Genomic DNA, 18,849 nt, shown 5'->3' on the forward strand with positions numbered 1-18,849 from the left:
GAGACGGGATCTGTGTCAGAGGAACAGGATCGCGAACAGCGTGCAGAGGACGAGACCGCTGACGACGGGCAAGAAGCACTTCCGGGCCAGGTCGAGTACCGGAACCCGGGCGAATCCGGCCACGGCGACGAGCGATGACCAGGCGACGAGCGTGCCACCGCCCGACCAGATATTGCCCATCTGACCGATCGCCGCAAGGGTCGAGGGATCCATGTCGACGGCCGGACCCAGAGCCCCCGAGAGTGAACCGGTCAGCGGCAGGCCACTGAAACCGGAGCCCTCCAGACCCGCGATCATGCCGATGAACAGGATGCCGAACGCCGTCACGAACGAGTTCTGAGGGAGGTGCGACTGCGCGGAGTTCACCAGATCGAACAGGATTGCCGGACCTGCCTCGTCGTCGGAGTAGCCCAGAATCGCGCCGGAGAAGTCGGCGTTTCCGATGAAGAAGAAGCCGGCGATGGGGAGCACGATGCCCATCGCCTTGAAGGCGAAGACAAGCCCGTCGATGAGGTGCTCGGACGTGGTCTCGAGAAAGTTGCCCTTGTCGGTGACCGCGGCGGCCGCAAAGAGCACCAGAGCGGCGATACCTCCGACGATGGCGGCCGCATCGCCACCTTTCAACTCTGGGAAGACACCCACCTTCCCCAAGATGAGGTAGACCACGAAGGCGAGATAGACCAGCGGCACCAGCATCGCGAAGGTGCGAGCCATCGCCGACTTCGCCGGCGGTTGATCGCCCGGTACCGCCACCCGTTCGATAACGGTTGTGGCCGAGGATGATTCGGTCACGGTGGACACTTTCACCGGGCCGCCGGGCCGCGGTCCGGGGAGACCGCCGTCGACGGAGTCGGAATCCGGTCCGCCGACACCACCGTCGTCGCCCAGCTCATCACGCAGGTCGTCGGCACCGCGGTCGGCCTCTGCCTCCCATTCGACGAGCAGGTCCGGTGACGGAGCGCGCCAGTGTTTGCGCTGCATGACGAACGTGATGATGAGGGCGGTCAGGCCGACGATGAGCGATAGGACCATCGCCTTGTCGGCCACCAGGTCGGCGTCCACGCCGGCGCTCGATGCCGAGATGCCGGGAGCGACTTTGATGATGTAGTCCGACGACAGCGCCATTCCCTGACCGCAGATGGCGATCACCATACCGACCGACAGCGGAGACAGGCCGGCACGGATGGCCACGGGGATGAGCACTGCGCCCACGAGCGGAACCGCAGGTGTGGGCCAGAAGAACAGCGAGATCACGTAGGTGACGATCGCCAGAACGATGAAACTGCTTGTGCCGGTCCGCATCACGCGCCTGAACGGGGCGACCATCAGGCGGTCGGCACCCATGTGACGAAGTGCGCCCAACATTGCCGTGACCATGGCGATGATGAGGAAGATGTTGAAAAGCTCTTTGGCGGCAACAAGACTGGCATTGAAGATCGATGCGAGACCGGTGATGATGCTGCCGGAGAAGACGAAGGCGGTCAGGAATGTCGCTATCACAGCAGGTACGACGATGTTCTTGCGCATTGCCATCGTGATGAGGATGACGATGATCCCGACGAAATACACCCAGTGGGCGGCAGTGAGATGAGCGTTCAATGTGGTTCCTCCGGAAAACGCACCTGGACCGAAATGTGCGGGGCTGTGAGAATTGAGTTTTCCGCCAGAACCGATGACCGGCAACGCGAACGTTGCACAGTCGTACCCGTCATATATGTGCAATCTCCACGCATTGTTGCCGGTGCGTTACTTCCATGTCTGTCCGGTAACGCCGGGCCATCTGCCGCTGTCTGCTCCAGAATTTGGAAAAGGACCCCACACGGACGTTGCGTCGCGTGTGGGGTCCTTCGTCTGGGGCTTCCCGAAGGTGGATCAGGAAGCGGGCAGGTAGCCCTTGTACTCGTTGAACAGTGCGACCTGATCAGCGGTGAGGTCACCCTGCGCGTTGGCCTGGTCGAGCAGCTGGTGCAGCGCGGGATCGTTGATCGTGGCCTTGAGCTGAGCGACGATGTCGTCGGTCGCCTGCGCCAGGTTCGGGAGCTCGGGCACGGCCGGGATCTCCAGGCTCGGAGCCGCGGTCGGGGCGTCGCGCTGGGTGGCGCCGCTCAGACCGGTGCCGCAGGTGGGCCATGCGCCCTTGCCCTGAGAGGCGAGGACACGCTCGGCGACAGCGATCTGCTGTTCCTTGGTGGCCTGGTCTGCCGACGGGGCGAACTCGCCGCCGCCGTGGCCGGTCCAGGTGCTCGGGGAGAACTGCAGGCCGCCCTGGTAACCGTTTCCGGTGTTGATGGCCCAGTTGCCGCCCGACTCGCACTGTGCGACGCGGTCCCACTCGGCGTCGGTGGCTGCTCCGGCGTTGCCGCCGCCTGCGAAGGCGAGGCTGGCGCCGCCGCCGATGACGGCAGAGGTGAGAGCGATCTTGGCAACGGTGCGACCGGTGTTGGTCGGCTGACGATGACGTCCGGACATAAGTTTTACTTCCTCTCTCCACGCGCCTACGAAGTCAGCTGTCGGGTTCGAGCGAGAGGTTGCTCGGTTCCGCTATGCGGAACTGCACCCCAAGGATTTCGTTGGTCGGCAGGCGTTGACCGCCTTGGACCGCGGAAATCCGGTGATCTCCAGGAGATGTTTGGGTCCCCCGCCCCCGTCCCTGAATTGCGTTTGGTGTGTCTCGGACCGCGGGACGAGGTTGGGCGCGGCGATCCGAGAGTATTCAGTTGCGATCGGGTCGATCTGGTCGATCAGTTCGACCGACTCAGACGGTACGTGTTAATTCGCGCTTACACACGCCTACTCGAGGGGGCATAACTGTGTGTCCAGAAGGGGCTTTTGAGCCTGATTTGGCATATTTGCTGCTCACCGATATGACTGTCGTCCCGTGTCCGATCCGTGATCGAACCGTGATGTGAGTAACGTCACAGTTTGAACCAAGGGGATGAAGCGCACAAGTGGGTCAAACGACCCGGTTACGTGCGGGGGTTCGCTGACTCAACCGCCCGCGAACGGCGGGAGAACATCGACGGTGTCTCCCCCGGAGAGGGTTCGCGACCGGTCGCGGACCGCTACCGACTCATGCAGATATGAGCATCTTTGCAACACTTCGGCCAATCGCGGATTCGATTGCCCCAATTCGGATTCCAGATCGGCAAGAGTTGCTTTGTCGGTGAGATGTATCACCAGTTGCTCGACCCCCGCGGCGGCCTGCGCAGCCGCGAAAAACCTGACGCAGATCTCCATGTCAGCCCCCGATCGCCGACATGGGTCGAGAGGGCTGGAGGAAGCCCGGATCGTTGACCCCGTGACCGGGCAACTTGCCCCAGGTCGCTTCGCGCCAACGCAGCGCGATGTCCTGATCTGAATTTTCGGTTGACTTCAGCAAATCACGAATATCGGTCTCCGACGTGGCGAACAGACAGTTGCGGAGTTGACCGTCGGCGGTCAGGCGGGTTCGGTCGCAGTCGCCGCAGAAGGGCCGTGTCACCGAGGCGATGATGCCCACCCGGGCCGGCTTGCCGTCCGGTGTGTGATGCCCCTCGACGAGCCACCGCTGCGCCGGTGCGGCGCCCCGGGGTGCGGTATCGGGCCGTAGATCGAATTCGGCCTGCAGCGTGTCGAGGATCTGGTCTGCGGTGACCATCGTCGTCCGTGACCAGTGGTGCTCGGCGTCCAGCGGCATCTGTTCGATGATGCGTAATTCGTATCCCTCGGCCAGGCAGAACCTCAGGAGTTCAGGGGCATCGGCCAATCCGGTTTCGGGATCGAGGACCGCGTTGACCTTGACCGGCCGTAGACCGGCTGCCTGTGCTGCGGCCAGCCCGGCGATGACGTCGGGGAGTCGGTCGCGGCGGGTGATCGAGGCGAAGCGGGCCGCGTCGACGGTGTCGAGGGAGACGTTGACCCGATCGAGTCCGGCCGCGGCCAGCGCCTCGGCGCTGCGGGCCAGGCTCAGGCCGTTGGTGGTCAGGGCGATCTCGGGGCGCGGTTCGAGAGCGGCCACGGCACTGATGATCTCGGTCAGATCCTTGCGCAGTAGTGGTTCGCCGCCGGTGAATCGGACCGCGCGGATACCCAGGTCGCGAACCGCGACACCGACGAGCCGGACGATTTCGTCGGCGGTGAGGACGTCGGCCTTGTCGAGCCAGTCCAGACCCTCCGCCGGCATGCAGTACGTGCACCGGAGGTTGCAGCGGTCGGTCACCGAGACGCGCAGGTCGCGCACCGCCCGTCCGAAGGTGTCGATCATCGGACCGGTGGTGGGCATGACGGCGTCGGTTGTCGGTCGCGCGACGGGACCGGTTGGCATACCGAGTGCGATGACTGTCACAGGGTCCAGCCTACGGTTTACTGCCGGAACGCGGTGGCCGCAATGGGCTCACGGCACCGGGGCGGGCGGGAAACGGCTCAGGCGCGGCGTTCCAGGGCGCGGAAGGTGCTGGCGTGGAACACCAGCGGTTCCTGCTCGGTGTCGGCACGCAATGCCAGCACCTTGAGGAGTACCAGGCTGTGATCACCTGCCGGGATTTCGTTGTAGATCTCACACGCCAGTTGCGCGACGGCGCCCCCGATGAACAGTGCGCCGTCGGCGGTGGTCTCGAGTGCGAGTCCGTCGAACCGCTTTGCGGCAGGGCCTGCCAACTGCTTGCACTCGGCGTCCTGGTCGTGTGCGAACACCGACACGCCGAGCACCGCCGCCGAATGCAACTTGGGCCAGGTCGTCGACTCGTTCTGCACACACAGCGATACCAGCGGGGGATCGAGTGACACGGTGGCGAAAGAACTCGCCGCGATACCGATCGGGTCACCATCGCCCTGATGGCATACGGCGACGACGCCGGTCGGAAAACAACTGTAGGCACGCCGCAGGGCCGAACCATCGCTGGTGGGCGTCAGGGCTCCGTCAATGTGAAGGCTCATCTCGCGGATCACTCTAGTGGCGGGCTGTTGTCGCCGTCGGAGCGGTCGGCCTGTTGTTTCGCCCGGCGCCCTGATCGCAGGGCAAAAATCAGTCCGAGCAGAAACCCCAGGGGTGCACACATGATGAGCAGATAGACGAACAGGGGAGCGGTTTCACCGGTGATCGGCTCGGCGAGAAACAGTGCGATGAGCGCAATGAGCCCAACCGCGAACAACCCCACCGCAACCCGTAGCAATCCGGCGCCTTCGGCTTTGCGCATGAGGTCAACGGTAGTGCAGTGCCAGGCGGCCACCAGAGGGCGGCGCTCCCTCCTGCGGGGCGAGCCGAAGGCGAAGGCCTGATCCGGCCGCATGACGGGAGAAAACCATGGTGTTCGGAGCATGGCCGAGGGGCTAGACTGATCAAACGCGTCTGGCTGGACCGCAATTGTCACAGCGGGCGCTTTCGTTTTGGGTCACGCGAACAGATGAGGGTGTGCACAGTGCCTACCGGCAAGGTGAAGTGGTACGACGCGGAGAAGGGCTTCGGCTTTCTCTCGCAAGACGATGGCGAAGACGTCTATGTACGTTCGTCAGCGCTCCCCGCTGGAACCGAGGCTCTCAAGCCCGGCCAGAAGGTCGAGTTCGGCATGGCCGCAGGTCGTCGTGGCCCGCAGGCGCTCACGGTCAAGATCCTCGACCCGGCGCCGAGCGTTGCCAAGAACACCCGGGAAGCCCGTAAGGAGCAGCCCAAGCGGCACACTACCGACGAGCTGCACGGCATGGTCGCCGATCTGATCACTTTGCTCGAGGGCAAGGTGCAGCCGGATCTGCGTAAGGGTCGCTACCCCGATCGCAAGACATCGCAACGTATTTCAGAGGTTGTCCGGGCCGTGGCCCGCGAACTCGAATCCTGATCCCCCCGACGCCGTCGACTACCCGGAAGCGGGGATGTCGACGCTGTCGGGAAGGGTGTCGATGGCCCAGATTCCGCGTTGGATGAAGACGCCGGGCTGGGTCTCCACCTGCGAGGGCTGGGTGATCTGGACGACGGCCAAGATCTTGTCCTTCGTCGAAGGCAACGTGATGGTGCGTTTGGAGTCGCTCAGGTAGATGGTCTCGGTGCCGTTGTCGAAGCCTTCGGCGGTCAGGTGCTGCACCACCAGGATCCACGGGCCCACCGCCAGTTCATGCGAGAGCGACACCATCAGGGTGTCGCCGACGGCGACGGGAACCCGCGTGGGTGGATTCGTCGCCGAGCCGTCGCACTTCGACAGGTCGATGCTGCAGTAGGCCAGCGGTTCGACGCGGACCAGCTTGCTGCCCGAGGCGACCTGGACGTACGGCACGTCGTCGCTCTTGTGGCCCGCGGTCAGTGCGGCCACCGAGCCGCCGACGATGGCAGCGAACAGGACGGCAACAATCGCCGCAATGATGGCGAACTTCTTTTCGCCGGTCGTCAAACTCATACTTCGCGAGCACCCTTTTTCCGTGATGTGTTCTTGTTCCACGACTCCCGCACGGTGGGATCGACGTGGATTGCGCCGGTCGGCATGGTCATGTCTGGCCGCTTGCCACCGAAACCGGGTACCAGGGTCGATCCCCGGTTGGTGACGAACGTCTGGGCGAATCCGAGGGCCAGCAGGCCGGTGACCACACCGAAACCGATGGTCAGGTTGGTCGGCAGCAGGACGCCGAGGGAGGCGCCGAAGACCCATCCCATCTGCAGCACGGTCTCGGAACGGCCGAATGCCGACGCCCGGGATTCGTCGGGGAGATCGGTCTGGATGGACGAGTCGAGGCAGACCTTGCCGATCGCGCTGGTCCCCGACGCGATCAGTGCGGCGATGGCGATGAAGATCAGGTTGCTGAAGACCGCGGCGAGCAGCGCGACGACCGCGCAGGTACCGGTCACGATCACCACGATGCGCTGAGGGTTCGGGAGTTCGAGGCGGGTGCCGGTGGCATTGCCGATGAAGTTGCCGATGCCGGCCGCCGCGCCCACCGCACCGAGCATCGCGACCTGGGCCCAGCCGCTGCCGCCGCCCTGCTGAGACTTCGCATAGAAGGCGACGAACAGCGTCAGGAAGCCGGTGAGGATGCGGATCGTCCCGTTGCCCCACAACCCCACCAGGACGTTGCGGCCCACCGGTTGTCGCATCGTGGCCGTGAGCGCCTTGACGGTCGACTTCTTTGTTTCGTCGGGTGGCGGTATCCGGGGTCGGGCCGGCTCCCCGTGATAGGTCAGCGTCGTGGGCACTTCGCCCTCGGTGACCTCGACCCACGCCGGGATCCGCATACAGAGCACCGCTCCGACCACGGTGATGATCGCCAGCCACACCATCGCGCCCGGGATGTGCAGCGGCAGAACCTTGCCGAGCGCCGTCTCGAAGAAGGCGGCGACACCACCGCCGACGATGGTGCCCCCGACGAGGCCGAACGTGGTCAGCCGTGAATTCACCCGGGGCAGGTCGATGGTCGGCGGGAGGACACGTGGCGTCACCGCGGATTTGAGAACGCCAAAGGATTTGGACAACACCAACATTCCGAGTGCGCAGGGGTAGAGGACCCACGGGTCGTATGTCAGCTGGTTCGTGGTCGTGTCCCACCCGGAGTTGGCCATCACCAGCAGCGCCAGGACGGTCCGGCCGAGAAACGTTCCGGCCATGGCGATCCGGCGGCCGCGCTGCAGTTTGTCCAGCAACGGTCCGATCAGCGGAGCGATGATGGCGAACGGTGCGATGGTCAGCGCGAGATAGAGCCCGACCTTGCCCTTGGACTCGGCACTGGCCGCGGCGAAGAACAGGGTGTTGGCCAGTGCGATCGTCATCGCGGCGTCGACGGCGAAGTTGACCACGGTTGGATACGTCAGTGCGGTCAGTCCGGATCGGTCGGCGCCGTCTGCCGTTGCGGCCTGGTGGATTTTTCCCAGGCCCTTGGACGTCAGTTCGCGACCGCGCATGGCCGCCACCCGGGTGACGGTGAGCTTGCGCGGCATGGCGCGGGCGTTGTCGTCGCTGTGGTAGTCGGTCTCGTCGAGCGGAGGCAGGTGCCGGTTCTGTGACGTCTGCTGCCGGGTGTCGTGCCGACCGGGCGCATCCGGCGGTGGGTACGCACCGGATGGACCCTGTTGCGGCGGCGGCTGGTTCCGGGGCGCCCGGGTGGTCGGCTGCTGGTTCGGCGGCGGCGGTTGGTGCGGGGGCGGTGGTTGCCGCATCCCGGGGCCGCGCGGCGGGGGACCGGACTGCGACGGCCGGGCCGGGCCGCCGTCGGCCGGATAATTGGCTGATCCCGGATGCGCGGAGGGCGACTGGCGCGGCGTCCGGCGGGGATCGTGTCCCGGTGCGCCACCATGGCCCCGCGCGTCTCCGCCCTTGTCCGAGGGGGTCGCACGAGGATCAGGTGGTGGATTTCCTCGGTTCACTTTGCTGATTCTTCCCTATCCCGTGACCGCCGACCAACCCTCGGGCGCTCCGGGCGGGTTGCGATACGGCACACTAGAGGGGTGAACGCGGTTACTGAACAGCCAGAAACAGCGACCGATGGTGCGCAGCCCGAACAGCAGCGGGTTTCGGCGCTCCTGACCTCGGCCGTCGACCAGGCGCGGGCCGCCATCGACGCCGACGAACGGGAAATCGGAGATCACCTCGATGCGGTGACCGAGGCCCCGTACACGGTCACCCACTATTTCGCGGCGAATGTGCCCGGATATCGCGGGTGGCAGTGGTGTGTGGTGTTGGCCGGTTGCCCCGACAGTGACGACGTCACGATCAACGAGGTGGCCCTGCTGCCCGGGTCTTCGGCACTGACCGCCCCGGTCTGGGTGCCGTGGGATCAGCGGATCCGCCCCGGCGATCTGCACCCCGGCGATCTGCTCGCCCCTCCCGCCGACGATCCGCGTCTGGTGCCCGGTTATGTCGACAACGGTGATTTTGATCTCGTCGACGAAGAAGCGGCCGTCGGCGAGGCGATCGGGCTCGGCCGTAAGCAGTTGCTGAGCTACGAGGGCCGTATCGAGGCGGCGCAGCGCTGGGTCGACGGCGACCACGGTCCGGCCGCCGAGATGGCCCGCAACGCGCGGCACAGCTGCGGTACGTGCGCCTTCTATCTACCGGTCGTGGGTTCGTTGCGCGTGGCGTTCGGCGTCTGCGCCAACGAGTTCTCTGCCGACGGACATGTGGTTCACGCCGAATACGGTTGCGGGGCCCATTCGGACGTCAAGGCACCGGAAGGCGCCGGCAGCCCGGCTTACGACGCCTACGACGACGGCGCGGTCGAAATCCACGCGAACTCCTGAGCTGCGCGTGATGGCGCACTCCGGCAGGTGCCGGTGATGACCGGTCCGGATCCGTTTGATGTCGATCGGTTGCGGGAAGCGATCCTGCAGTCCTGGACGACATCGCCCACGCGTCTGCGGGAGGACACCGCAGCCGAATCCGATCTCGTCGGGGTCGGCTATCGCGATCGCCTGCTCACCGAGCTCGTCGCCAACGCCGCTGACGCCGCCACCGAAGCCGGTGTCGCGGGTGCGGTGGCCGTGTGGATCGACGGCGCCGACCTTCATGTTGCGAACACCGGGGCCCCGCTGGACCGGTCGGGGGTGCAGGCGCTGACCGCCTTGCGCTCCTCGAACAAGTCCGGCGAGGGTCTGGTCGGACGTTTCGGTGTCGGGTTCAGCGCGGTGGCCGCGGTGACCGATCACGTCCAGATTCGTTCCCGGACCGGATCCATCGAGTTCTCGGCGGCGCGCACCAGGGCCGAGCTCGCCGGGACCGACCTGGCCGGGCAACCGGTTCCCACGCTCCGCCTGGCCTGGCCGATCGACGCGCAGCCGGCATCCGGATTCGACACCGAGGTGGTGCTCGAACTCGACGGTGAGGTCGACGTCGCGGGCATGCTCTCCGATTTTTGCGGCGAGAGTGTCGAACTGCTGCTGGAACTACCTGCCATCGCAACGATCTCGGTCGGCGAACGGACCTTCACGCGGACCCGCGACGGCGACGTCATCACCATCGGTGCCGAGCAGTGGCGCGAATATGTGGCGCCACATGCCCGATGGCTACTCCCGTTGCGGGGCGATCACGTGGTTCCGGTGACGTCCGGGGTGCTGCGGGCGCCGACCCGGACCGATGTCGAACTGACGGTGCCCGCCATCTGTATCGGCGATGTCCGGTTGACGGCGGACCGCCGCGGACTGCACCCGGATGCCGATATCGCAGCGCTCGCAGCCGGTTACGCCGACTTCGCGGCCACGTTGCCCGCGGTGGACCGGTTGGTGCCGGTGCCGCAGCCGGGATTCGCGGCCGGTCATGAGGACGAGCGCCTGCGGACCGCACTGATCGATGAACTGCGTGAGCACCGATGGCTGCCCGGCGCCGGCGGGGATGATCTGATTCCCTCTCGCGCCGAGGTGCTGGTCGACCTGACACCGGGACTCGCCGCGCTGATCGGGGAGATCGTCGCGACACTGGTACATCCGGATCTGTCCGAGCGGTCTGCGTTGAGCCGGTTGCGCTCGGTGGGGGTCACCGAGATCGGACTGGCCGATGTCGCGGCACGACTGACCGGGCTGGAGCGTGAACCACGGTGGTGGGGAGAGCTTTACGCCGAACTCTCGGTGCTCGCACAGGGACAGGTGGACGAACTCGGGGCGCTGCCGGTACCACTGGTTGATGGCCGGACGATGCCCGGCGCCCGTGGCACGGTGTTGCCGCCGCATGCATCCGCCGATGCCGGCGACACGCAGATCGCTGCACCGTCATGGCTGCCGACCGTGCACCCCGCTGCGGTGCACGACCTCCTCGAACGCCTCGGTGCCCGGCGGATCTCGGTGGGAGAGATGCTGGCCGACCCGGCGTTGGTGGCCGAGATCGAATCCGATCCGGGCAGTGAGCAACTCGTCCGCAGTGTGCTGGGCCTTCTTCGCAGCTCCCCGGATTCGCCGGTCCCGAGTCGCCTGGGCTCGCTGGAGCTGCCGACCGTCGATGACGAACCCCGCGCCGCGGACGAACTCCTGCTACCGGACAGTCCGCTCGCCGCTGTGCTGGTTGATGATTCACCGTTCGGTGTGGTCGATCCCGAATGGGTGGAGCAGTATGGGCCGGCGGCGCTGCGGGCGCTTGGCGTCGGCTGGGATTTCACCGTGGCCCGCGAAGAATATCCGACCGGCCCCGACCACGATCTGCCCGACGAAGCGCAGTGGTGGGACACCCTGACCGATGCACCGCAAACGCTGAGCGCGGTCCGCGATCTCGACCTGGTCGACCCGGACAAGTGGCCGCAGGCGCTCACCTTGCTGGCCGAATCACCCGACGCCGCCGCCTTGCTCACCGACCGCCGCGGTTATACGGCCTGGTGGCTCCGGCACTACGCCGTGATCGACGGGATGCGGTTGGGTCAATGGCGGGCGCCGAGTGACCGGTCCGCCCGGGGTCTGCTCGATCCGCTCGAACACCCCCAGGCCGACAACCTGGCCGCCGCGCTCGGCAGTGTCGATGTGGAAGACACCCAACAGGCTCGGATGATGCTGCGGCACTTGGCCGATGCGAATCGCTCCGTCATGCCCTCGGTGGCCGCAGCCGTGCACACGGAACTGGCACGGGCGCTGCGCGAGGGCCGCATCCGCCTCGACGATCTCGAACCACCCGCCGGATTCCGCACGCTGGCCGGGTCGGTGGCGCGCGATGCCGTGGTACTGGATGCGCCGTGGATGGTGGCCGCGCTGGATCCGGCCGGGACCGTGTCGGTGATGCCGGGGGAGTTCGGGCTGGCCACCAATCTTGCTGATCTGCTTGATCTCCCGACCGCGACAGAGGAATTCGTCGGCGGTCCCGTCGAGGCCGGTCTGGAATCGACCTGGGACGCCCAGCCCTGGGCCCTGCAGACCGCCCTGTCCCAGAACCGAGAGTTGCCGGTCGGACCGATCAGGGTGCACGCCGGACTCACGGTGGCGTTGCGACGAGGGGACGGTAGTGCCGAGTATCGGGTGCCGTGGTGGCGTGACGAGAGTGGATTGATCCATGTTGATGAACAGTCCCGGGTCATTCCCGGCTGACGTGGCGGACATCGGCGATCCGCCGGCGGATCGGACGACGTCGTTCGGTCCGGATGAGCAGGTCCTCGACTGGATGGTCGATCACCGCACAGAGACCTGGACAACGGTGATGAAGGCGATCACCACGTTGGGCAACACCTTGACGCTGTTCCTGGTCGCGCTCGCTGTCACCGCCTTCTTCGCTCTGCGCGGTCAGTGGCGACTCGCACTCTTCGTCGGCCTCGGCTCGGCCGTGGGCTCACTGACGATGGTCGCTCTGAAGGAACTGTTCTCCCGTGATCGTCCGCCGATGCCCGAACGGCTGGTGGAGCTGTCGACCCATTCGTTCCCGTCAGGTCACGCGATGAGCTCGACGGTGGTGTACGGATTGACAGCGGTTGCCATCTATCGGTCGAGTCCGTGGGTTCGGGGGCACCTGTGGGTCCTGCTGGTCGCTCCGCTGCTCGCGCTGAGCATCGGCGTCACCCGCGTGTACCTCGGAGCGCACTGGATGACCGATGTCGTCGCAGGATGGATACTGGGTGCGCTCTTCGTGGCTGCTGCGACGTGGATGACCTTCAGGACAGGCCCTGCTGAGCGGCCGGACTCCCTCGACGAACAGCGAGCTTCTGCAGATACACGACGAAGCAGCCGAACAGACCCACCCCCAGGCCCACCAGGCAGATCGTGAGGGTCGTGTCGGTGCCGAGGTCCCAGATCGCCACCACGAGGGTGGCGATCAACCACGCGGCCATCCCCACGGCGATCACCGGTCCGGGTGCGGTCCACCGGGTGGGTAGTTCGGGAATCTCTGCGGGCATGGTGTCAGGTTAATCCGCTTTCGGCCCCACACGAATTCGCGGTGCTCACCCGAGGGCGAAGTGCAGTTTCTGCAATTTTTTACGCCAGTCGCTCAATTGTGAGGTGAACAAATGAATCTTGGCAGTTCAGCGCGCATTTCGGTCATGCTCACCTATCCTCGAACCGTGGAGCAGAATGACGAGAAGTTGCCAAATGATCTGGCGATAGCTGTAGTGCGGCTGACCAGGCATTTACGTGGGCGCCGGGCTTCGTCCGTGGTGTCGCTCACGCAGCTGTCGGCTCTGTCCACACTCAAACGCGAGGGTTCTATGACCCCTGGTGCCATCGCCGCACGTGAAAGAGTCCAGCCGCCGTCGATGACCCGGGTGATCGCCTCGCTGGCCGACCTGGGAATGGTCAAGCGCGAACCCCATCCGACCGACGGCCGACAGGTGATCGTGACCCTGACCTCGGCCGGGGACGCACTGGTGGTCGACGAGGCGAACGCGCGCGAGGAATGGCTGCGGGCTCAGCTCAAACGGCTCGACGACCAGCAACTGGCCACGTTGCGCGGTGCCGTCGGCATCATCGAGTCGCTCGTCACCGAAAGCGACTGAGCGCCGGCCACCGGCGGTGACCGGCATCCGCCGTCAGAAGGACGTACCGGCGACCGGCTTGCGGTCTGTGCTGAACGCTTGGTCGACCGCGTGCAGGGTGGCGCCGTCGATGGTCCACAGCCTTTCCGCTGCCGCGAAGTCGACAGCTCGGTACGCGCCGAGATAAAGACTGCCGAGTACCGAGATATCCATCCGGACAGTGGGTTCGGCGTCGGTGGTGCCGATGGTGGCCCGATTGTCGGTGATCGACACCTTCCAGCGTCCGCCGGAGTCCCGGAACGAGTCGCTGACCTCCAGCACGAAGTCGGTGTCGTGGCCGTACTCGCGTAGCGAAAGGGCTTGTGCGACATCGAGAATGCGGAGCCACATGCTGTCGCGGATGCCGGTGACCTTCGGTGCCCGCAGATCGGTGAGCTTGAGGGGGAGCGGATCGTCCACCGGAGTCGTCGCGGTGATCGCCGGTACCAGATCGAGACCCGACAACACCCGCCACAACTCCGTGTGGGCCTCGTCGGTGACGGCGAAGAGTTCGGAAACCTCTGCGATGGAAACGGTCTCGGATTCGTGGTGGATCCGGTAGCTCGCGTAGCCGTCGGGGTGCACCAGGTAGTGAAGTCCGCTGCGCCCGTTGCGGAGGATGGGGCGGTCGGCGAAGATCATGTTCCACCACACCGGTGTTCGGACAATGGCGCCGGGCCTGGTCGACACCCAGCGGTCGTGGATTTCGGGAACCGACTCGCGGACCTGTTCGGCGTCGGCGAACCGGACCCGGGAATCGGCCGGAGCCGCTGCCCGCAGCGAGGCCTTCTTCAGGTCCAGACGCAGGGTATGGTCGAAAGCCGCAGGCCCGTAACCGAATCGCTCATAAATCGTGCCCTCGGAGGCCGTCAGGATCGAGAAGACCGACTGCTCGCGTTCCCACTGCTCGAACATCTCGGTGATCATCAGCCGGAGGATCCCGCGGCGACGGTGCGTCGCGGCCACCGACACCCAGGACAGTCCGGGCAGGTCGACCTGGAGTCCACCGGGGATCGACATCTTCATCCGGAAGAACATCGCCACACCCACGAGAACGGGACGATCCGGATCGGAGGTGTCGTGGACCACGATGGCGTCGCCGTCGGTGACCTTGGATCGGATGTCGGCCAGGGCTTCATCGTCGAGCGGCTCGACAAATGCGAACGCCCGCGCATCGGCGATGGCAATATCGGGCCAGTCGGAGTCGATTGCACGACGAAGCGTCAAATTACCGTTACTCACCCTTCCAACTTGTCACATCACCGGTCGGGCAGACTAGCCGGATGGCCGGATCGCATACTCAAACAGGTGGCATCATGTCGGATCTCACAGTCGATGTGATCGACATCGACGATCCCGCGGACCCCAGGGTCGATCACTTTCGCGATCTCAACTCCGCGGATCGGCGCCCTGACCTGCCCGTTCTGCCCGGTGGTCTGCCCGGCAGGGGCCTGGTCATCGCCGAGGGTGTGCTGGTTGTGCAGCGGATGGCCGCCTCCAGGTTCGCTCCGCACGCGTTTCTGGGCGTCGACAAGCGTCTTCGAGAACTGACCCCCACTCTCTCCGTCGACGCGATGGCCGGGGTGCCCTTCTATCGGGCCAGTGCTGCCGTGATGGCGGAGATCGTCGGATTTCATCTCAATCGTGGTGTCCTTGCCGTCGCCCGCCGTACCGAGCCACTGACGCTCGCCGATGTGCTCGCGGGCGCCCGGACGGTGGCGGTCCTCGAGGGCGTCAACGACCACGAGAACATCGGCAGCATCTTCCGGAACGCCGCGGGACTCGGTGTGGATGCGGTGATCTTCGGTGGGGCCTGTTCCGATCCGCTCTACCGGAGGTCGGTCCGGGTATCGATGGGACACGTACTACTCGTTCCCTTTGCCCATGTCGAGAGTTGGCCGTCGGATTTGGAAGTGCTCCGCGACAACAACTTTCGGATCATTTCACTCACACCCGAGCGCACTGCCGTCCCGCTGTCGCAAGCCGTGGACGCCGAGCGGGTGGCATTCATGGTCGGGGCCGAGGGGCCGGGTCTGTCGGAGACTGCGATGCGTTCGGGTGATGTGCGGGCGCGTATCCCGATGGCCCGGGGGACAGACTCGCTCAACGTGGCGACGGCCGCGGCGCTGGCCTTCTACGAACGCGCTCGCTGACCATCTGGCGCGGTGTCCAGGGTGGGTCGGGCGGGGTTAGGACTTGGGGCCGAACCCGAACCAGCGGGCGACCCGTCCCGGCTTGTGCTCGCCCGACTGTCGGCGCTCATCGCCGGCCGGTCCGTGGTCGGGCGGGTGGATGTGGTCGGTGGCCCCGTTGCCCTCGGACAATCCCAGATCGACATCGGCCTCTGACGGGACATATCCCTTGGGCCGGATCGCGAAACCCGAGACCACGATTTTCGAGGGATCGTAATCCTCGGCACCCAGTGGGGTGGTGAACCGGAATCCGAGCCATTCACGAATCGCCTGTTCGGCGAATTCCTGGGGGTGGAACGGCAAAGCCTGTGGATCTGGTGGGGCGCCATCGGCATACTTCAGAGGGTGCTCGCCGGCCCAGAACGGACCCTCGAAAATGAAGGGCAGCCCGATGTTTTCGTAGATGGTGACCGGGTTCGCCGAGAACGAGCGGCGCAGCGTCCCGTTCTCCCAGCGGGCGAACGCTCCCAGCGAGGATTCCGGTTCGGTGTGCAGGACGACCACTTCATCCGACGGGACCGCGGTGATCCAGGCCTCGGGCAGTGTGGACGGGGTGGTCGTGGACAGCACCGGGCTCGTGACGACGATCAGTGAGCCATAGACGCCGACGAAGAGCTGATCGTCGGCGGGGGTGGCGGCTGAGGCGAGGTCTGTCTCACCGATGGGCAGGGCGGTGAGGTCGGGGCACAACGCGCCGGCGAGGCTTGCCGCAGCGGCGGGATCGTGCCGCAGGCCCTGCCTGATCTCGGCTGGCGGATCGCTTGAGTTGATGAACCAGAGCATCGACGCCTTCGCTGCCAACTCAAGTCCTTTCGTCGGTGCCGACCTGTCTCACGTACGGAACATTAAACGCTGTTCACGGGTTACCGCTGCTGCGGACCCCGAGAAGTACATCCTCCCAGGCGGGTAGCGATGGCTTGCGATTCCCGCGTCCACGCTTGCGGTTCGGCTCCGACTTGTCCTGCTTCTCAGTGTTTTTGGGTTCGGCCTCGGGGGCCGCATCCTCCTGCGCCGCAGACGTCTGCGGTTCCACCGCCGTCGCGGTCTGCTCGTCCACCGCCGTCGCGGTCTGCTCGTCCGACGCCGGGTCGTCGGCGATCACCTCGGGCAGGTCGTCGACCTCGTCGACCTCGTCGACCGGATCGATGTGGGCGGCGGTCGGCCGGGGACGAGATTCGGGGACTGCGGGACGAGGTGCCCGCCGGGCGGTTTGTTCTCCGGTGACGGAGTCGGCGTCCACGGTGACCTCGGACCCGTCGGGTTTCGCGGACATGCGCGCCGAACGCGAAATCGGTGACACCCGAGCGGCTTTCGGCGGCGTGTAATCGAAGGCGAGTTCGGGATCTACGGAATCGGTGTCGTCGACGGCAGGCGGAAGTGGTGTCACGCTGCGCAACGGCCGGCTCAGGTCCGGATCGATCAACTCGTCGGCGACCTCGTCGATCGCCTCGACGGTGCCCGAGTTCGAACCGGGCAGATAACGCCAATGCGCCCGATTGACCGAACGGCCGACGTGCCAGCTGACCTGGACGACCCAGCGGTTGTCCTCGCCCTTCCAGGCGTCCCACTCGGTGTTCTCGGGATTGTGCCCACGCGCGCCCAGCGCCGCGGCGACCACCTCGCCCAATGTGGACAGCGCCGGCCCGTCGTAACGCAGGGGATGGGCAGCCGCGGCGAGTTCGGCGGCCCGGGAGCGCTCGAGCAACACCGGATGGGCAAAACGTTCGACCCGACTCATCGGCACCCCGGCGGCCACGGCCACCTGGGCGACCGTGGCACCCGCGCGGATCCTGGCCTGGATCTCGCGGGGCCGCAGCGAGCTGTCCATCTCGATCTCGATCTGGCCCAGCCGGGTCAGATCACCACGAGCTGCCGCACGCAGGGTGTCATCAGCAGGGATACGGAACTTCTCGCCCGACTCGGTGTCCTGACAGATCACCTTCTGGCCGTCCGGCTCAAGGCCGATGACTCGAAGCTCACGCATCTGCTTCTCCTTCACGTCTGGGAGCCGGCCGGGGCATCTGTGTCGGTGTGCATTGGCGTCAGCGTAATGCAGTCAGGCCCCGAACAGTGGGCATGACACGCATAAAAAACCCAGCTCAGCAGGGGTGGGCTGGGGCGCAGTGGCCGCTACAGTGCCCCGACGACGTAGTCGATGCACTGGGTCAGGCGGCTCACATCGTCGGGTTCGACGGCCGGGAACATGCCGATCCGAAGCTGGTTACGACCGAGCTTGCGGTAGGGCTCGGTGTCGACCACTCCGTTGGCGCGCAACACCTTAGCGACCGCTGCGGCGTCGACGTCATCGTTGAAATCGATGGTTCCGACGACCTGGCTGCGGTGCGCGGCGTCCTTCACGAACGGGGTGGCGAACTCGCTGGCCAGTGCCCAGTCGTACAGCCGTGAGCTGCTGTCCGCGGTCCGGGCGGTGCACCAGTCGAGGCCACCGTTCGAGTTCATCCACTCGATCTGATTGGCCAGCAGCAGCAGTGACGCGATGGCCGGGGTGTTGTAGGTCTGGTTCTTGCTGCTGTTCTCGACGGCGGTCGGCAGCGACAGGAAGTCCGGGCACCAGCGGTCGGACGCACCGATGGTGGCCACGCGCTCGAGTGCGGCCGGGCTCATCAGGGCGATCCACAGTCCGCCGTCGGAGGCGAAGGACTTCTGCGGTGCGAAGTAGTACACGTCGGTGTCGGCGACGTTGACGGGCAGACCGCCGGCTCCGGAGGTGGCGTCGATGGCGATCAGGGCGTCACCGGCCAGCAGCGGGCGGGTGACGGGCAGTGCCACGCCGGTCGAGGTCTCGTTGTGGGCCCAGCCGACCAAATCGACGCCTTCGTACTTGTCGGCGCTGATGGTGCTGATGGTCGGTGCGGTACCCGGCTCGGTCGAGACGACCATCGGGTCGTCGAGGAATGGTGCATTCTTCGCGACGGTGGCGAACTTGTTCGAGAACTCGCCGTAGGTCAGGTTGAGCGAACGCTTCGAGATCAGGCCGAAGGCGGCGGCGTCCCAGAAGGCGGTGGTGCCGCCGTTGGACAGCACGACCTCATAGCCGTCGGGCAGCGAGAACAGGTCGGACAGTCCGCTGCGGATCGCGCCGACGACGTTCTTGACCGGGGCCTGACGATGGCTGGTACCGAACACCGATGCACCGGTGTCGACCAGCGACTGCAACTGCTCGGGGCGAACCTTGGACGGGCCACAACCAAACCGGCCGTCGCTGGGCAGAAGGTTGGCCGGAATGGAGATCGTTTCGCTCATGCGATCAGTCTAGAGTCCGCCTCCAGCGGGG

18 protein-coding genes, 1 pseudogene and 1 riboswitch are annotated in these 18,849 nt (G+C 65.8%); of the genes and pseudogenes, 6 read left to right on the forward strand and 13 right to left on the reverse strand.

The genetic code is table 11. From position 1 onward, the window contains the following. Window positions 1-15: 15 nt before the first annotated feature. The 6 genes from AC51GT_RS22340 to AC51GT_RS22365 all read right to left on the reverse strand — a co-directional run bounded on the left by AC51GT_RS22340 (window position 16) and on the right by AC51GT_RS22365 (window position 5,174). Window positions 16-1,599 carry a TRAP transporter large permease gene (locus AC51GT_RS22340; RefSeq protein WP_496324660.1) on the reverse strand — a complete coding sequence of 528 codons (1,584 nt, stop codon included), beginning with the start codon at window positions 1,597-1,599 and terminating at the stop codon, window positions 16-18. Window positions 1,600-1,872: 273 nt separating this feature from the next. Further along, window positions 1,873-2,469: a transglycosylase family protein gene (locus AC51GT_RS22345; protein ID WP_496324659.1), complete on the reverse strand. Its 597-nt coding sequence runs from the start codon at window positions 2,467-2,469 to the stop codon at window positions 1,873-1,875. Between the two features lie 7 nt (window positions 2,470-2,476). After that, a riboswitch (cyclic di-AMP (ydaO/yuaA leader) is annotated at window positions 2,477-2,677 on the reverse strand. A 311-nt stretch (window positions 2,678-2,988) separates the two neighbouring features. Then, window positions 2,989-3,237: a MoaD/ThiS family protein gene (locus AC51GT_RS22350; RefSeq protein WP_496324658.1), complete on the reverse strand. Its 249-nt coding sequence runs from the start codon at window positions 3,235-3,237 to the stop codon at window positions 2,989-2,991. Window position 3,238: 1 nt separating this feature from the next. Then, window positions 3,239-4,324, reverse strand: coding sequence for a GTP 3',8-cyclase MoaA (gene moaA, locus AC51GT_RS22355; protein WP_496330201.1), 1,086 nt, complete (start codon window positions 4,322-4,324; stop codon window positions 3,239-3,241). Window positions 4,325-4,401: 77 nt separating this feature from the next. Continuing rightward, on the reverse strand, window positions 4,402-4,914 hold the full coding sequence (locus AC51GT_RS22360) for a flavin reductase family protein (protein ID WP_496324656.1): 513 nt from the start codon (window positions 4,912-4,914) through the stop codon (window positions 4,402-4,404). 8 nt (window positions 4,915-4,922) lie between these two features. Then, window positions 4,923-5,174 (reverse strand): hypothetical protein, encoded by a 252-nt coding sequence (locus tag AC51GT_RS22365; RefSeq protein ID WP_496330202.1) that lies wholly within the window; start codon window positions 5,172-5,174, stop codon window positions 4,923-4,925. 222 nt (window positions 5,175-5,396) lie between these two features. Between AC51GT_RS22365 and AC51GT_RS22370 the strand changes: the two genes are divergently transcribed. Then, window positions 5,397-5,810 (forward strand): cold-shock protein, encoded by a 414-nt coding sequence (locus AC51GT_RS22370; RefSeq protein WP_496324654.1) that lies wholly within the window; start codon window positions 5,397-5,399, stop codon window positions 5,808-5,810. Window positions 5,811-5,828: 18 nt separating this feature from the next. Here AC51GT_RS22370 and AC51GT_RS22375 read toward each other — a convergent pair whose 3' ends face one another. Together AC51GT_RS22375 and AC51GT_RS22380 are read right to left on the reverse strand one after the other, a co-directional pair. Further along, a complete protein-coding gene (locus AC51GT_RS22375; protein ID WP_496330203.1) occupies window positions 5,829-6,362 on the reverse strand; it encodes a DUF2771 family protein in 534 nt (177 codons plus the stop codon). Then, window positions 6,359-8,110, reverse strand: a complete 1,752-nt coding sequence (locus AC51GT_RS22380) for an MFS transporter (protein ID WP_496330271.1) — start codon at window positions 8,108-8,110, stop codon at window positions 6,359-6,361. Before AC51GT_RS22380 ends, AC51GT_RS22375 begins: the two co-directional genes overlap by 4 nt. A gap of 288 nt (window positions 8,111-8,398) precedes the next feature. On the opposite strand from AC51GT_RS22380, the gene AC51GT_RS22385 reads away from it, so the two are divergent. The 3 genes from AC51GT_RS22385 to AC51GT_RS22395 are packed head-to-tail and all read left to right on the forward strand — an operon-like array spanning window position 8,399 to window position 12,617. After that, window positions 8,399-9,190, forward strand: a complete 792-nt coding sequence (locus AC51GT_RS22385; RefSeq protein ID WP_496330204.1) for a DUF3027 domain-containing protein — start codon at window positions 8,399-8,401, stop codon at window positions 9,188-9,190. 36 nt (window positions 9,191-9,226) lie between these two features. After that, window positions 9,227-11,947 carry a sacsin N-terminal ATP-binding-like domain-containing protein gene (locus AC51GT_RS22390; protein WP_496330205.1) on the forward strand — a complete coding sequence of 907 codons (2,721 nt, stop codon included), beginning with the start codon at window positions 9,227-9,229 and terminating at the stop codon, window positions 11,945-11,947. Then, a complete protein-coding gene (locus AC51GT_RS22395) occupies window positions 11,913-12,617 on the forward strand; it encodes a phosphatase PAP2 family protein (protein ID WP_496330206.1) in 705 nt (234 codons plus the stop codon). Before AC51GT_RS22390 ends, AC51GT_RS22395 begins: the two co-directional genes overlap by 35 nt. Here AC51GT_RS22395 and AC51GT_RS22400 read toward each other — a convergent pair. After that, window positions 12,571-12,681, reverse strand: a pseudogene (locus AC51GT_RS22400) (DUF2530 domain-containing protein); the annotation flags it as partial. The gene AC51GT_RS22395 and the pseudogene AC51GT_RS22400 overlap by 47 nt on opposite strands. A 210-nt stretch (window positions 12,682-12,891) precedes the next feature. Between AC51GT_RS22400 and AC51GT_RS22405 the strand changes: the two are divergent. Continuing rightward, entirely contained in the window at window positions 12,892-13,344 is a 453-nt protein-coding gene (locus tag AC51GT_RS22405; protein WP_496325047.1) for an Rv0880 family HTH-type transcriptional regulator, read from the forward strand. Window positions 13,345-13,377: 33 nt separating this feature from the next. Here the strand turns inward: AC51GT_RS22405 and AC51GT_RS22410 are convergent, their stop codons facing one another. After that, window positions 13,378-14,604 (reverse strand): GNAT family N-acetyltransferase, encoded by a 1,227-nt coding sequence (locus AC51GT_RS22410; RefSeq protein ID WP_496324647.1) that lies wholly within the window; start codon window positions 14,602-14,604, stop codon window positions 13,378-13,380. A gap of 74 nt (window positions 14,605-14,678) precedes the next feature. On the opposite strand from AC51GT_RS22410, the gene AC51GT_RS22415 reads away from it, so the two are divergent. Next, on the forward strand, window positions 14,679-15,515 hold the full coding sequence (locus tag AC51GT_RS22415; RefSeq protein WP_496330207.1) for a TrmH family RNA methyltransferase: 837 nt from the start codon (window positions 14,679-14,681) through the stop codon (window positions 15,513-15,515). A 36-nt stretch (window positions 15,516-15,551) separates the two neighbouring features. Here AC51GT_RS22415 and AC51GT_RS22420 read toward each other — a convergent pair whose 3' ends face one another. From AC51GT_RS22420 to serC, 3 genes are all read right to left on the reverse strand, one after another. Further along, window positions 15,552-16,355 carry a DUF6928 family protein gene (locus AC51GT_RS22420; protein WP_496324645.1) on the reverse strand — a complete coding sequence of 268 codons (804 nt, stop codon included), beginning with the start codon at window positions 16,353-16,355 and terminating at the stop codon, window positions 15,552-15,554. 55 nt (window positions 16,356-16,410) lie between these two features. Beyond that, window positions 16,411-17,538, reverse strand: a complete 1,128-nt coding sequence (sepH, locus tag AC51GT_RS22425; RefSeq protein WP_496330208.1) for a septation protein SepH — start codon at window positions 17,536-17,538, stop codon at window positions 16,411-16,413. Window positions 17,539-17,684: 146 nt separating this feature from the next. After that, a complete protein-coding gene (gene serC, locus AC51GT_RS22430; RefSeq protein WP_496324643.1) occupies window positions 17,685-18,818 on the reverse strand; it encodes a phosphoserine transaminase in 1,134 nt (377 codons plus the stop codon). Between the last annotated feature and the right edge of the window lie 31 nt (window positions 18,819-18,849).

Source organism: Williamsia sp. z34 (genome assembly GCF_059553395.1).

Excerpts from the sequence above, each read along its gene's own strand:
- AC51GT_RS22345 (WP_496324659.1), bottom strand. The coding sequence starts at position 2,469 with ATGTCCGGACGTCATCGTCAGCCGACCAACACCGGTCGCACCGTTGCC.
- AC51GT_RS22360 (WP_496324656.1), bottom strand. The coding sequence starts at position 4,914 with ATGAGCCTTCACATTGACGGAGCCCTGACGCCCACCAGCGATGGTTCG.
- AC51GT_RS22380 (WP_496330271.1), bottom strand. The coding sequence starts at position 8,110 with ATGCGGCAACCACCGCCCCCGCACCAACCGCCGCCGCCGAACCAGCAG.
- AC51GT_RS22390 (WP_496330205.1), top strand. The coding sequence starts at position 9,227 with ATGACCGGTCCGGATCCGTTTGATGTCGATCGGTTGCGGGAAGCGATC.
- serC (WP_496324643.1), bottom strand. The coding sequence starts at position 18,818 with ATGAGCGAAACGATCTCCATTCCGGCCAACCTTCTGCCCAGCGACGGC.
- AC51GT_RS22415 (WP_496330207.1), top strand. The coding sequence starts at position 14,679 with ATGTCGGATCTCACAGTCGATGTGATCGACATCGACGATCCCGCGGAC.
- AC51GT_RS22405 (WP_496325047.1), top strand. The coding sequence starts at position 12,892 with ATGCTCACCTATCCTCGAACCGTGGAGCAGAATGACGAGAAGTTGCCA.
- sepH (WP_496330208.1), bottom strand. The coding sequence starts at position 17,538 with ATGCGTGAGCTTCGAGTCATCGGCCTTGAGCCGGACGGCCAGAAGGTG.
- AC51GT_RS22395 (WP_496330206.1), top strand. The coding sequence starts at position 11,913 with ATGTTGATGAACAGTCCCGGGTCATTCCCGGCTGACGTGGCGGACATC.
- AC51GT_RS22375 (WP_496330203.1), bottom strand. The coding sequence starts at position 6,362 with ATGAGTTTGACGACCGGCGAAAAGAAGTTCGCCATCATTGCGGCGATT.
- AC51GT_RS22365 (WP_496330202.1), bottom strand. The coding sequence starts at position 5,174 with ATGCGCAAAGCCGAAGGCGCCGGATTGCTACGGGTTGCGGTGGGGTTG.
- AC51GT_RS22350 (WP_496324658.1), bottom strand. The coding sequence starts at position 3,237 with ATGGAGATCTGCGTCAGGTTTTTCGCGGCTGCGCAGGCCGCCGCGGGG.